Genomic DNA, 14,297 nt, shown 5'->3' with positions numbered 1-14,297 from the left:
GCTCGCTAATCGCGCCGCTCCGTTTATTCACGCTAAATATGTAATTGCATAGTAAATTGGATACCTTCATTTTTATTAACTACTTTAATATTTCCATTATATTTATCTACTAGCTTCTTAACTATCGCAAGGCCCAACCCTGAATTCTTCCCGGTACTTACTTTTGTAGAAAACCCGTAATCAAAAATTTTATCTTTAATCTCATCAGGAATCGGCTTCCCAGTATTATAAATACTCATATCCAATTGACGACCATGTATCGAACCTTGTATATGAACCATTTTCTCTTGATCTTCAGCATCTACAATTGTTGCCTCAAACGCATTGTCGAGTAGGTTACTTATTATTTTTACAATGTCACTTGACTTCATGGCACTATTGTTGAGTTCCGCCATATTGAACAGATTATGTTCAAATACAATATTTTTATCCGCAGCTTGTGCAGCTTTTGCCTGAACAATAGCACATATTGCTGGATTGTCTATATTAATAATAGCATTCATAGCAACTGTTTCACCTATAATCTCACTTGTGTAAGCTTTTAAATCATTAATTTTTCCTAACTCCATAAGAGATTGAATCGTACTAACGTGATTGTTAAAATCATGCCTTTGTTCTTTTATTGAGTTAAAGAGTGTATCAATATTACCCGTATAAACCTCTTGTACATTAAATACCGCTAATTCCTTAGAACGTTTTACCATCCTATTTATTAAAATTATTACAATTAGGCTGATCGTAGTAACAACAGCAATAATAATTAATAGTTTTAATTGTTGTTTGAGCAACGCGTCTTTTATCTTTTTATAATCTGTTACTATACAAATTAATAAATCCGAATGATACGCGCCTAATGCAATATTTTTGAGTGGTACATACGTTCGCATAATTTCTTTGCCGTCAATGACAGAAAATGAATTCTTAACTTTACCATCTTTAATGCCATCAAGTGAAATATTCTTTTCATTATCATCAGGATAAGAATATTGTCCATATAATACTTTTCTTTCTTGATACCATGCTTCAGTAGTTGGCGTTATAAGACCTCCAATGAGTTCAGGGTTCAGAACCCCAATTTCAACAATCCACTTATTTTTTTCAACCACCTGTTTAATTGTCGAATCTACCCCTGTAGTCTCTCTAAATTCAAGAAGGTGCTTATCATGTACATAGGGGTCAATTATGTAATTCGTTCCACCGTCATTATAATAACCCCATTTATCAATATTTGTTGTATTCGTAGAAGAGGTATCAAATGGGCCACTCCAATAGTGTGGAAGAAACTGTCCGAAAGTTAAATTGGCACCAACTTGAGCATTATGATGATCTAATAATTGATTAAATGCATGAAACCATCCAAATGTCCATCCCTTTGTACTCATTCCGATTTCCTTAGGATCTGAAGATCGATAACCAATGATATCATCATCTACCCGCTTTAGAAGGGTAATACCGTCAATCATCAATTTTTCTTTAATTTCAACAAGCTTTTCATTTTGAACCTTTTCAATATCAGCAGGAAGTGCATACTGTGCAGCAATTGAAGCAGACCTTAAATTGATGCCAATCATATCTTCAAATAACTGTTCTCCCGTATTTGAATTTTGAATAGCTACGGTTATGCTATTTACTATAGTTGAAACTTTCTCCTCTTGTTCCTTTACAAGGGCGTTCTTGGTTGAATAGTAATAAGTCATATTAATACCAGAAATAAGTAAAATAAGCAAAATCAAAAGCGATGCCCACAATCTTTTCAAGAATTCCCCCCCAGTTTTTTAAAACAAATATTACTTACCATGTTTCTTTCGAGAATTTAGGCACCGAATTACGCCTTTTCCTTGTAGCATTTTCGTCATAATTCGACTTTTCTCTTTATAATAATACACAATCCAACTATATAACAATAGACATAAATATTTATAAAAGTGCTACATATCCTTGCCATTATGCTCGGCACTAGAATAATACCAGTCCCAAACACATTGACACTTCTTGAAACAAATAATATGAATCTAGCTAAACCGCTGCCTGTTTATATTGCCATAATTACTGCGAGTATATGTATAAGGGTTATTAACTCAACTTGCTTGCAACTGCTATTTCTTAAATTTGATTTTAAAAATGTTCTGTTTCCTTTCGCATAACAATCGCTAAACATAGGCCTAACACACCATTCTTTGAAAAAGCCAATATCCACAATCCGATATTCGACGACCATTGTGTCTGTCAAATAAATGCTAACCTCCATTGACGCCTCATTTACAGAAGATATTTTACACCCCCGCGCTAAAAATTTAACACTTAACCGACTGATGCTTAGTTATATTCCTGAGGTCGTCATCCACTTCAAAACGCAAAAAGACACCTGAAATCCCCAAATGGTTTCAAGTGTTTAAAGTTTACTGTTTACAAAGTTGCTCGCAACCGTGGATAGGCTATCCACTGTATGACGATTATGACTCTTAGTTCCAGCTGTATACAATTCTCAAAATTCTCATCTGTATTCTTGTCAGCGCATGCTCTAATCGAATCAGATCATTAAAATTTTCTGTTCATATCTTTATCTCGTTTATTCAGCGTCTTGGCAATCTAACTTCACGAATAAATTCCCTTACTACCAGAGCGTCGATGCGCTCCTAGGATTCAAGCCTGTTTAGCTCGGTAAGCCATTCTCTCTCCTTACCAGTCAACCTATCCCATGTGATCGTTCAAATTCACCTGTCAACAGCTTGGATTTGGTTCCTGTAGCATTTTGATTATCCTGTAGCTTGACAGGATTGTTTGGCCCTGTGCTTTTCCGGCCGTGCATACGGCATCTTCCATTCTTCATCGGGATATTACCGCAGCAATTCCCTACTCTATTCCTTGCCCCACATACCTTTACTTGACAATTCATCTTGTTCATGCTTCGCAAGCACATTTCTACACAACACCAATTGGCTTAGAATCCAGTAGTTATCCTGCGGACTAGCATCAGGCAATCCATCCCACTCGTCAAGCAATAACTTGGCATCACATTCTGCATCCCAGTGATCGTTCATCTGAATATAAAACAAAACTATTGAAAACATTAAGCGCTCGGCAAAAATATTTTTCAATTTCATGGCTTGCTTCATCCTAAATGATGGCTGTATGCTTGCCCTCCGCTTCAATATTCCCATAGCGGTATGTACCTCTGTAGAAATTCTCGCGTTCTAATATCCGGCTCACTCAATCAGTCGCCTTACTACAACCGCCTGAACAGGGTCAATTTCAATTACCTTCGAGCCTTTCTTCGCTGTATAGCCAAAAACACTCCGCCGCCCTCGTATCCACCTTGTTCAGCTTTCTTTTTTCTACCACGACTTAGCTTTAGTGCAATTTCCAGACGTTGGTACTGGTCTAACAATTGCAACATGCCATTGACCAAGAAATCGTTCGGGTCATGCGCATATATGCTTTAGTTCGGCTGTTTAATTGCTTTCACATCAACATTATTTCACTTCAATTCACGTTGGATCAGCACTTTCGCCATGTCTGACCGCCACAGTCGTTACGTATTCAGCACAATTATACGTTTCACTTCGTTCTGCTTTAGGTCAGCGAGCATCTCTTGCAAGCCCTCCCGTTCAATGCTCAAGCCTTCTTCATCAACTGTCGCACCGCTAATGCCTTTGTCCTCATACACATGGAGCAGTTCGTAGCCATTTCGCTCACAGTATTGTTCAATTTCCTCAAGTTGGTAGGTCAAACTATACCCGTCTTTCATCTGTCCATACGTTGAAACCCTGATGTACCCGACGACCTTCTCCCTCAAGAAAATCCCTCCCACCACAACAATTGTAGTCCATGTCTCGTTCACCCGTTTTCTGCGGATAACTCGCCGCTTGTAACGGTCGACCGTTGATGCGTAGTATACGATCCGCAACCCAATCTGCACAACCCGCAAATTTGTAGTCGTTTTCTTAACGGTGAAGGTTGTATAGTATGCATGACCATCATAATGGAGGGAGGAAAACTCTATGTTTCTTAATGCTCAAATTCGTCTAAAAGACATTTTGAAAGACCAAGGCATGTCCCAACAGCAACTTGCCGTACTTACGGACCTGCGCCCATCGACAATCAGTGATCTATGCAAACCGAACATAAGCCGTATTTATCTAAGTACCATTGCCATCATTTGTGCAGCGCTGAACATAACTGTCAGTGATCTCAGCGTGTTGGAGCCATCCGACCCCTGTTAGCCCGTTTCTCGCATTCGCATTACCACTTGCGCACCCGTTCAACAGGATTCTCGGTAATTTCCCCTTGTTCAACTGTTGAACCCTGCAAAACCCATGCGCGTCACTTACGTCTATGTCGCAGTATGTCCAAGTATTGCGGCGCATGGCTGCTTCAATATCTCTTTCCATCGTTCACTTGCTAACCGGTTGAAGTCTATTAACCGCTCGGCAAGTGTCTTTTTTATGGTTTCTCTCACGTGTCTCGTATAGGTTTCTTCTCCAAGTTGCCAGTTTCGTATACGTTCTACTAGCTTAGCTGTGAACACTGACCAGTCCTCAACCACACTTGCAAAGTAATGGCGGTTCTGCTCTGGCGGGTATCTTCCCACGTCCGCTAATTCTATTCTGGTTTCAGGTTTGTACACCATCTCAATGCGAGTCAAGCTACCCATATACTCAATACCATGACGCTGCCACAGTTCCAGCGCCTTATCATATACCCGACAATAGCCATTCTGCTTCCGCTGATGGGGAAGTCCAAAATATCGAGTATCGTTATGCTTCCGTAGCTTTCGCCGCATATCGTTTGGTGCTACAAATACATCCCCCAGCGCATAAGGAACATCATAGGCTAAATCACAGCTAACAAAATCTATTCCGCTTGCCACATGCCGAAGTTCTCCTAATATATCTGTAAACCGCTCAAAGTGTTCGGGTCGCGTTTCCAGTCGTAACGTATACAAGCCTCCATCAATCTCCCTAAAATTCCGATAGAATACATGCAAGTACACGCCTTCTTCAAGTCTTACATGCATCTGATACACATAAATCTTACGCTCAGTCCGTCTTATCCTGTAACGACCTCTTAACATAAACCGCATACACCATCCTTTGAAAAAACCAATAGGCACATCCCGATATTCGACAACCATCTTATCCGTCGATACGCTAATCTCCATTGGCGCTCCCCCTTTACAATAAGTACTTTCCAGCCTCGCGCACGAGAAATTTAACACTTAACCAACTAATACTTAATTATATTCCCACGGTCGCTATCTCCTTTGAAACGCAAAAAGCACCTGAAATCCCCAGAAGGTTTCAAGTGCTCAAAGTTTATCGTTTACCAAGTTGCTCGCAACCATTTACAGGCTGTCTGCTGTATGACGATTATGACATACGCTCGTTCAGGGGTCAACCATAATGTTTGAACCACGAGTGTTTCGTCTTAACGTTGCTCATGTTCGTCCGTTATATTCTTACTCACTTATAGGTTGCGTTTCATCGCACCCGGTTCTCGTTGGTTTGTCGTTATTTTACAACGCTTCCCTGTAATCATTCTCGCTATTCTCATCTGCACCCTTGTCAGCGCATGTTCTAATCGAATCAGGTCATCAAAATTCCCATTCATATCTTTGTCCAGTTCATTCATCCGTCCCAACATTCTTGCTACACGGATAAATTCCATTTCTAATGGATCGTCGATAAATTCATTGGGTTTAAGCCTGTATTGCTCGGTAAGCCATTCCTTTTCAGTGTCCGTCAATCTATCCCATGTAATTATTTCAAATTCACCAGTGGACAGCTTAGATTTGTTGCCAACGGCATTTAGATTACCGTGTAGTTTGGCAGGATTGTTTGGTCCTTTGCTTTTTCCGCCATGCATGCGGCATCTTCCGTTCTGCATCGGAATATTGCCACAACAACTGCCTTTTCTATTCCTTGCCCCGCATATCGTCATTTGACCATTCATCTTGTTCGCACACCTCCGTTACACTTGCATAGACTTCGTGGATGAATATTTTATATTGTTGGTTTCCATGAACCATTCCTATACGAAATGAAAGCTGCCTGTTTGCACTAAGCAAATCAAGCAGCTTTCTTTGTTATTAGAATATGTCTCTCTTAAGTTAATTCAGGCTCTTTAATGCTACGTACTACTTCAACAAAACTTGGCAATGCATCTTCTGTTTTTTCAGGAGGCGTGATCTTACTTACATCTTCACGCTTCACAACATATGTCTTTGCGAGCATATCACCAATGCGATGACGTTTCTTAGATATAAGTGCTACGATACCAGCTATTCCGCCACCGAACATCATTGGATTAGCTTCTAATACTTTTAGTAATGTACGGATAAATGCTTTAACCAAACCTGGAGCTTTACCTTCCACATTCACCACACGAATACGGAATAACCATTTACCAATTGTCCAGCCTAGTAATCCTTCCATCAGGAAGATATACGAGAAGAGAAGGGCTACCCATAGCCAAAGAGTCTTTTGATAGACTCCTTCACCTAAAGTAAATACAGGAATTGCTGGGAGAATCCATAGGATGACTCCATCCACCCATAGTGCTCCCCAGCGCCGCGCGATCATGCCGAAGCGGTATTGGGATACGATTTGTTCGATTGTCATTATTCAATACTCCTTTATCTAGAGCATCATTTATTGCACCGTGACTCCATTGATTCATAAATTTAAGCAAACTCAAATTAATCTGTTATATACATTAACAAGTAGTAATACATATTTTCGACCTTGAACAACAATTCCTTTTGATAAACTCCCCAAAACAAATCAGAGGTTATTTGCCATACACGAAGTGTATTGTTTTCAATGAAATCTTCAAATAGGCTAAGAAATCTCGATAAGTATTCTTCATTCAAATCAAATTCACCAAGACTAACAGAAAGCACAGTCTGCCATTCTAGTTCTTCATTTAGAACAAAATGGAAGTCAGCGGATTTATTTGCAAGGTATACATTTCTAATATGATTCTTTAGCGATTCGATGATATTATTATCAACACTAAAGTGATCAAAGTTAAAACTATAACTTAAATGATCGTTTAAAGCACTACCTGATAGTAATTTCAGGTAACTCTGAACTTCTCCATATCTCGACAATTTCATCCCCCTCTTCTTGTTATATTTTGAGGGAGGAGCATTTTCCTCCCTCTTTCCTCAGTTCAATCTTCAAAATTTATTAGAACCTTATTACAGACGTCCATTAAGTGAATTAGAATATAGGATAAGCTGTAGTAATCTCGCCGTTTAAACCAACCCAAAACTCAATCTTCACACCACTCGAATGTGTACCCTGCCATTTTTGAATAAACTCCGTACCATTTTGTTTAATTGCAGGCTGAGCATTTGCGTAAACTTCGAAAATGGCATTTAGAACATCATCAGAAGACCAGCTTTTCGGGAAAAATGTTGAGGTAGCTTTTTTTCTAACATAATTTGTACCATCAAAAATTTCTACCGTCGCTTCATATACTCCGTAAGCATTGACAGGGGTTGGAGTGCCTACTATTCTAGCAATAGAAGAACTTCCCTCATGATGGAATCCTACTGCGTCACCCTTTGAATTTATTTCACCCTCTAAAATATGCTTCTTTGTGTTCGGGGCAAAATATTTTGCCATCTGTGACCAGTCACAATTAATTCCATTACTATTATGCGTCAAAATCTTCAAATTTGAAACATAATACGTGTGGAAGTCCTTCACACGGAAGTTATAAACGGTCGTATGCTGCTCTTTAACCTCGATCTTGTCAATTGCTAGATACGAACCATCGCTCGTCTCAAACAAGTCACCAACAATAAGGTCCTTCGCAACAACCCAGCCCTTACTGTGAATCCAGAACGGATGCTCATCCGTAGTCGTAATTAGCTCACTACCCACGGTAATGTTCCACGACTCCGTGATCTCCTTCTGGAACAGCAAGTCAACTTCTTTGTAGGCCATCTCGCCAGTGTCTGGATTCTTCGCTAAGACATAATCACCTAGTTTGACCTGTTCAATCGAAAGTTCACCGTCTTGAGTCAATACCTTGGTACCTGCTGTGAAACAGTGACAGATACCGCCCACATCTTCAAGCGCTTTTACCACTTTAAAATCTTTCACTTTGGACATAATCTGTTGAACTGCGCTGACTCCACTTAGAGCACCACTTGCATATCTTTGTATCAGTTTTCCTACAAGCTGTCCAACCAGCCCCCCTAAGGTCTCCGTAAGGGCATATTTAGCACCAGTTTCTGATCTCAAAGCATATACGGTATCGACAATTTGATCTTTTAAATCAATCAGATCGCCAACTAGTAAATCCAACAATTCCTGAATATTAAGCTTACCTTGAATAGCGTCCAGTATCGGTTGTACCAGTTGCTTTAATCCTTCAAATGTATCTTTCCAATTTTTAAGCATGTTCCACATGTCTTTTAATGAATTAACAAAATCCGCGATTAGTGTATTGTATACGCCTTCTCCAAGACCTTTAAGGAAACTTAAAGCGAGCTTAACTGGATCATCATTGCTAGATGTCTGTACATTACTTAAGACAACGTTAGGAGTTTGTCCTGTAACAAAGTTATAGTCGCTTGCATAGGATAAATCAGCCTGAGCAATTTCACGACAGAATGTTCCAGAGCCTATGCCTTCTAGACAATCTTCATACTCTTTCGTAGTAAAAGATTTTGTTCGATCATACTGCTCAACATACATAGCCGCGGCCATCTTATCGACTGCTTGACGGCAACCGCTGTCCTTACAAAAGTCGCTATTAATAGAAGTTGATATACTAGCTGTAATAACTTGAACATGTTTCCCATCCATCTCATCTAAATCATCTTGTGCTTGATCCCTTTCAGCAGGAGTTCCATGCTCAATCAGCTCCAGCAAACCCCAACGTTTTCTAGCCCAGTTCTGTTCTTCCTGTGTGCCGTGTAGAATCTTATTTACCAAATCAGCTCGACTTTGCGCCCATCTGACGGTATCAAGATCCAGGTTCTCGTTAATGCGGTGTTGTAGGTAATCCTCTTCAACTAACCAGTTCCAACGATCCAAAGCCCACTCTTTATTGGGTGCATTCGGATCCTTTAACACTGCTGTTACATCACGTCGTTCTTCTACCCAACTATTACTAGGATTTTGATTCAACAAATTCTGATAATAATTAAATAAGTTCTGCCAATGTATGAGATCCAATGCCCATTGCTGTTGCCCATACGTTCCATTTAAAGCAAGATTAACGATAAATAATTGACTATCAGCCCACGATTGTTGCCCTTCTGTTCCGGTTAACATTAATTCAATAAGGAAAATTCGTTCATTCTCCAAATCATACCGATTCTGAGCCCATTCCTTCAAACCACTAGACCCTGTATTAATCAGGTTCAAAAGATACTCTTTCTGATTCTCCCAGTACTCATGTAAATCATTCAATTCACCGGCAACACCGTCAACCGCCTGCCACTCTGTATCAATCCAATCGGAACTTTCACTAAACTGCGACTCATCCCATTTCGTGTGACTTGTCAGCTTCGTACTTTCCAAGTCCGTAACCCATTGATCTACAGTGGTATTAGGAGCTTGGCCAATTGTTAATACATATTTATCTAACAAATTAGCACTGTATGAGTGACCGTTTCCTATCGATGCTCCATATAATTTGACATAATAATTAGTATTTGGCTGAACGGGAAAGCTAATCGTTTCTGTGGCATTTCCTTTTAAATCCGATGTCCAGACTCTAGAACTTGATCCCTCATAAACTTGCAATTCATAATCTTGACCGGCAGGTACAGCCATGCTCACGTTCATATTCCCTACAAGCAGCTTGGACCTTACTTTGTAGTAATCAACATCCCCATCGTAGAAAAGATATGAATTAATCGTTCTTCCATCTTCAACGAGCGTAGCCTGATCACGGGTATTATTGACCTCATAGGAATCGACGGCATTGTCGTTCCCACCAGTTGTTCCTTCTCCGTACTGATCCGTTCCAACACTAATTGTATAGGGGAGTTCTTCACTGTATTGCGCTGGTAACCCTTTCCCTAATGCACCGTACACCTTCATGTAATAGGTGGTATTCGGACTCACTTCCATCAAGACGTATTCGTAGTCGTTGTTGTTATTATACGATCCCTTCATGAGACTTGTATCATATCCACCAGCTGGATAAACTTGAAGTTCATAATCGCTTCCCGAAGGTACTTTCATACCAAAAACTTTAGTTCCCGTTTCGGAAGCGCCAGTACGATACATCCAATAATCCACATCACCAGCTTTGTATAAATAAGATTCAACAACACCACGCGGCGGTAAATTCTTAGCCGTGCCTTCGGTATCGTTTCCTTCTCCATCATGTGGCAGTGCAGCTACATTTAACTGATAGGTTTCAGGTGAAAAACCAGTTCCGCCATTATAGATTTTGATGTAATATTTCGTATTCGGCACTACTTTTACTTCGATTGTAGAAGAACGGTCCTTACTTGTAGAATAACCTACTAAATTAGCATCACTTTCCGAACCTTTATAAACTTGGAATTCATAATCAGGTTTAAAATCGTCCGCAAAAGGTTCTGGATCGGTTAATCCAATATTCATGTAGCCAACAGAAGTCGCATCTGTCATGAAGTAAAAATAATCTGCATCTGACATAGATGAAATGTAAGAACTAATAGCTGTACCAGGTGTAAGTACCGTTGCTTGGGCCGCAGTATTGTTAGATTCATAGGAGTCTGGTGCCACAGGTAAGCTTCCGATCGAAACCGTGTACGGAGATGTACTATGATATTGATTTCCTTGGCTATACACCTTCACATAATATTTTTTGTTCGGCTTTACTTTAAAGGAAATCAATTCTTCTGCATTCAATAAATTCTTGGATTCAGCAATTTGATCATTATCAGTACTGCCTTCGTAGACTTGCAGTTCATAATTAACACCCACAGGAATGTTAGTTAATCTAGCCTGCATGGAGCCTATATTCGAAGCGCCTGTCTCAAATTTCCATATATCCCCATCTGTATCGTAGGAAATGTAGGAATTAATCGGAACCCCGGGTGATATTACCTTGGCATCCTCGTCCGTGTTATTCATTTCATAGTTATCGATAACCGTTGGCAACGAACCTACAGACAGAGCATAGGGATTGGCGCTTCGTGATGCATTTCCTTTGCTCCAAACTTTAAGATAGTAGTTTTTATTTGGCTTCACCTGAAAACTGATAGACTCAGAGACGCCATTGCCAGTATTCTTAGATTCTTTTAGTGCATTACTCGATGCATCATCCCCTTCATATACTTGAAGTTCGAAATCTGCATCGTTTGGAACGATTAGCTCCGCCGTCATTGTGCCACTATTATAAGCTCCTGTGCTGAATTTCCAGATATCCCCATCATTAAATCGGGAAATATAAGAGCTTATTGTACTTCCCCCTGGTGTAATTGGTTTGGCATTTGTGTAAGTGTCGTTCTCCTCATAATTATCCTGAAACACACCACTTAATATCAAACCATAGGGTGAAGTTGAGCTGTAAGTGCCTTCGGTTTTGTAAACTTTGAAATAGTATGTCTTACCACCGGTTGCTGTAAAGTCTTTGGACTCTGTGGTATTCCCGGCATTCTTTGACTCTATTATCATTGTCCCGAGACTTGATGATGTCCCTTCGTATACCTGTAAATCGTAGTCTAACCCCGCAGGAACTGAAGGAACAGTTAATTGAACGTTAACTTCCCCTGTAGCAGAAGGTGTATACTTCCAATAGTCAAAGTCTGTAGGAGTGGAAAGGTACGAACTAGTCGTACTACCTGCTGCGACACTCTTTGCATCTGCGATAGCATCGTTCGGCTCACTCAAATCGATCGGCATGTTTCCTACAGATAGCGTATATGCCGAAGCACTTCGAGATGCGTTATTTTTACTCCATACTTTAATAAAATAGTCTTTTCCTGGATTTACAGGGAAAGTAATAGATTCCGGTACACCGTTACCTGTCTTTGTGGAATCTGCTAATTGATCACCCAATGTATTAGTTTCATACACTTGAAGCTCATAATCTGCGTCAGATGGAACTGTGAGTTGTGCTGTCATCATGCCAATGTTATTGGCTCCCGACGTAAACTTCCAAACATCCCCATCTGCTAAATAAGAAATATAAGAGCTTATACTGCTTCCACCAGGTGTAATCGGTTTGGCATTTAGGTAGGTGTTGTTATCTTCATTATTATCTGGGAACAAGTTACCTAAGATCAGTGTATAAGCTGATGTCGCACTAAACGTTCCTACGGTTTTGTAAACTTTTAAATAATACGTCTTGCCCGCGAATGCCATAAAATCCTTAGACTCTGATGCATTTCCAGAATTTGTAGATTCTTCTATCTTTGATCCCAGGCTTGATACTGTTCCCTCGTATACCTGCAAGTCGTAATCTAAACCGGCAGGATCTGTGGGAACGGTTAATTTAACATTAATACTCCCAGTAGTAGAAGGTGTATACTTCCAGTAGTCATAGTCTCCCGAAGTAGAAAGATACGAACTGGTTGTGCTGCCTGGAGTGACACTTTTTGCATCTGAAATTGTATCATTCGGTTCATAAGTATCATCCGGCGTAACTGAGAAGGTTACAGAGTTACTTGAATCCCCTGACCTTGGATCAGTCTCAATGTAGCTTCTTGAATAAACGGTTACTGTATATTGACCAACTGTTGATGGAATAAAACTAGCTGAATAATTGCAAGAGTTTTGTTCACCTAGCCACGTATCTACACCATTAACCGTGTATTTTGCAGACATCCTATAACATGGCGTGCTTGAGCTTGCACTGACAGATACAGCCTTGCCTGCCGTGGTAGTTGGAATGCTTGATACGGTCACAGTAGGATTTACAACATATGGATATACTGTAAACGTTGAAGTACTGCTAGCTGTCGCCGACCTAGGGTCACTTTCGTTATAACTCCTCGAGTATACAGTTACTGTATAGTCACCAGCCGTAGACGGTGTAAAGCTAGCTGAATAATTGCAAGAGCTCTGCTCGCCTAACCACGTATCTACGCCATTAACTGTGTACTTTGCTGACATCCTATAACATGGTGTGCTAGAGCTTGCGCTCACAGATACAACCTTGCCTGCCGTCGTATTTGGTATGTTGGATACGGATACAGTAGGAGTTACCACATTCATGTCAGGTGTAGTAATAGTTAACTGATAATGTGTTGTAGAACAAGTTGACAATGCTGTAGAAGAACATGCATAGATGCGGACCGTATATCTTCCACTTGTCAATGTAACATTTGCTTTATTTGTGTTAGGTGTTGTTGTCAGAATGGTTCCATCATGTTTCTCTAGATTCACGTGATAATAATTAGCACCATTCCCGTTCCACAAAATGACATAGTTGTACGGAGAAGCATGATCGTTCGTATAATAGAACGGTTCGCCAACTCCCGGATAAGGAAATTCACTTGAACCACCACCTGTGTTTCCTCCACCTCCGCCTGTGTTTCCTCCACCACTAGAAGCGCTTGTCGTAAAGGTGTATGATCCTGCTGGATACCACAAGCCGTTTTTTGCTTGCACCGCTCCATATACTGTGTAAGATGTCCCTGGTACTAAACCACTAAGACTCCCCCAACCTGAAGTGTACGAAGTTCCAGCAGTCGGTGGATAAATAAATGAACCGTCGTAATAGCGATAGTTGGCAATTCCAGTAGCGCCATTATTCGGAACGGGGTCACGTGTTAAGGCTAAATTTGCATAATAGTTGTCATCCCATGGACTACTTAGATTTGTGACATAATACTGAGCCCCTGTTTGACCGATACTAACGATCTGTAAACTAGCGCTATTTGTCGCACTTGTCGTAAAGGTGTATGATCCTGCTGGATACCAATAGCCATTTTTTGCTTGAACGGCAGCGTAAACGGTATAGCTTGAGCCCGGTGTTAAACCACTTAGATCTCCCCAGCTAGATGTATACGAAGTTCCATTAGCAGGTGGATAAATAAACGTACCGTCATAATAGCGATAATTGGCAATTCCAATACCGCCACTGGACGGGACTGGATCTCGGGTTAAGACCATCTGTGCATAATAGTCGTCATCCCAATAAGAACTAAGACTAGAAACATAATATTGAGCCGCTGTTTGACCAATACTTGTAATATTCAAACTAGAAGCGGCAAATACCTTACCTTCTGGTACAAAAGCCAATAGTGAGTTAAATAACATCGTCAAAAGCACAACAAAGCTTATGAGACGTTTTCTGTTTCTTTTTAGCCTATATTTTAGGCTCATGGCTGG

Annotated in this window: 9 protein-coding genes and 1 pseudogene; 1 reads left to right on the top strand and 9 read right to left on the bottom strand. The window is 40.3% G+C overall.

The genetic code is table 11. From position 1 onward, the window contains the following. Positions 1–32: 32 nt before the first annotated feature. From A8708_RS23085 to A8708_RS23070, 4 genes and pseudogenes are all read right to left on the bottom strand, one after another. Positions 33–1,757: a sensor histidine kinase gene (locus A8708_RS23085; protein WP_068667666.1), complete on the bottom strand. Its 1,725-nt coding sequence runs from the start codon at positions 1,755–1,757 to the stop codon at positions 33–35. A gap of 929 nt (positions 1,758–2,686) precedes the next feature. After that, a complete protein-coding gene (locus tag A8708_RS36220) occupies positions 2,687–2,830 on the bottom strand; it encodes a hypothetical protein (protein WP_204787619.1) in 144 nt (47 codons plus the stop codon). A 28-nt stretch (positions 2,831–2,858) separates the two neighbouring features. Beyond that, positions 2,859–3,116, bottom strand: coding sequence for a hypothetical protein (locus A8708_RS23075; RefSeq protein ID WP_068667664.1), 258 nt, complete (start codon positions 3,114–3,116; stop codon positions 2,859–2,861). 1 nt (position 3,117) lies between these two features. Further along, positions 3,118–3,796: pseudogene (locus A8708_RS23070) on the bottom strand (recombinase family protein). Positions 3,797–4,001: 205 nt separating this feature from the next. On the opposite strand from A8708_RS23070, the gene A8708_RS23065 reads away from it, so the two are divergent. Beyond that, positions 4,002–4,223, top strand: coding sequence for a helix-turn-helix domain-containing protein (locus tag A8708_RS23065; RefSeq protein ID WP_068667663.1), 222 nt, complete (start codon positions 4,002–4,004; stop codon positions 4,221–4,223). A 110-nt stretch (positions 4,224–4,333) separates the two neighbouring features. On the opposite strand, the gene A8708_RS23060 is transcribed toward A8708_RS23065, so the two are convergent. The 5 genes from A8708_RS23060 to A8708_RS23040 form a co-directional block, all read right to left on the bottom strand. Then, the gene (locus A8708_RS23060; RefSeq protein ID WP_239696811.1) at positions 4,334–5,161 is read right to left on the bottom strand and encodes a replication initiation factor family protein; all 828 of its coding nucleotides are present in this window, start codon (positions 5,159–5,161) and stop codon (positions 4,334–4,336) included. 305 nt (positions 5,162–5,466) lie between these two features. Next, entirely contained in the window at positions 5,467–5,940 is a 474-nt protein-coding gene (locus tag A8708_RS23055) for an HGGxSTG domain-containing protein (protein WP_275667928.1), read from the bottom strand. A 164-nt stretch (positions 5,941–6,104) separates the two neighbouring features. Further along, a complete protein-coding gene (locus tag A8708_RS23050; protein ID WP_068667661.1) occupies positions 6,105–6,620 on the bottom strand; it encodes an RDD family protein in 516 nt (171 codons plus the stop codon). Between the two features lie 77 nt (positions 6,621–6,697). After that, the gene (locus tag A8708_RS23045; protein ID WP_204787617.1) at positions 6,698–7,117 is read right to left on the bottom strand and encodes a hypothetical protein; all 420 of its coding nucleotides are present in this window, start codon (positions 7,115–7,117) and stop codon (positions 6,698–6,700) included. A 106-nt stretch (positions 7,118–7,223) separates the two neighbouring features. Continuing rightward, a complete protein-coding gene (locus A8708_RS23040; protein WP_068667659.1) occupies positions 7,224–14,291 on the bottom strand; it encodes a polymorphic toxin-type HINT domain-containing protein in 7,068 nt (2,355 codons plus the stop codon). Positions 14,292–14,297 lie beyond the last annotated feature (6 nt).

The organism is Paenibacillus oryzisoli, from assembly GCF_001653565.1.
Lineage (GTDB): Bacteria > Bacillota > Bacilli > Paenibacillales > NBRC-103111 > Paenibacillus_E > Paenibacillus_E oryzisoli.
This window is presented reverse-complemented; position numbering and strand designations above follow the sequence as displayed.

Bases quoted from the DNA above. Each gene is read 5' to 3' on its own strand.
- A8708_RS23055 (WP_275667928.1), bottom strand. From the start codon at position 5,940: ATGACGATATGCGGGGCAAGGAATAGAAAAGGCAGTTGTTGTGGCAAT.
- A8708_RS23065 (WP_068667663.1), top strand. From the start codon at position 4,002: ATGTTTCTTAATGCTCAAATTCGTCTAAAAGACATTTTGAAAGACCAA.
- A8708_RS23040 (WP_068667659.1), bottom strand. From the start codon at position 14,291: ATGAGCCTAAAATATAGGCTAAAAAGAAACAGAAAACGTCTCATAAGC.
- A8708_RS23075 (WP_068667664.1), bottom strand. From the start codon at position 3,116: ATGAAGCAAGCCATGAAATTGAAAAATATTTTTGCCGAGCGCTTAATG.
- A8708_RS23050 (WP_068667661.1), bottom strand. From the start codon at position 6,620: ATGACAATCGAACAAATCGTATCCCAATACCGCTTCGGCATGATCGCG.
- A8708_RS23060 (WP_239696811.1), bottom strand. From the start codon at position 5,161: ATGGAGATTAGCGTATCGACGGATAAGATGGTTGTCGAATATCGGGAT.
- A8708_RS36220 (WP_204787619.1), bottom strand. From the start codon at position 2,830: ATGAAGAATGGAAGATGCCGTATGCACGGCCGGAAAAGCACAGGGCCA.
- A8708_RS23045 (WP_204787617.1), bottom strand. From the start codon at position 7,117: ATGAAATTGTCGAGATATGGAGAAGTTCAGAGTTACCTGAAATTACTA.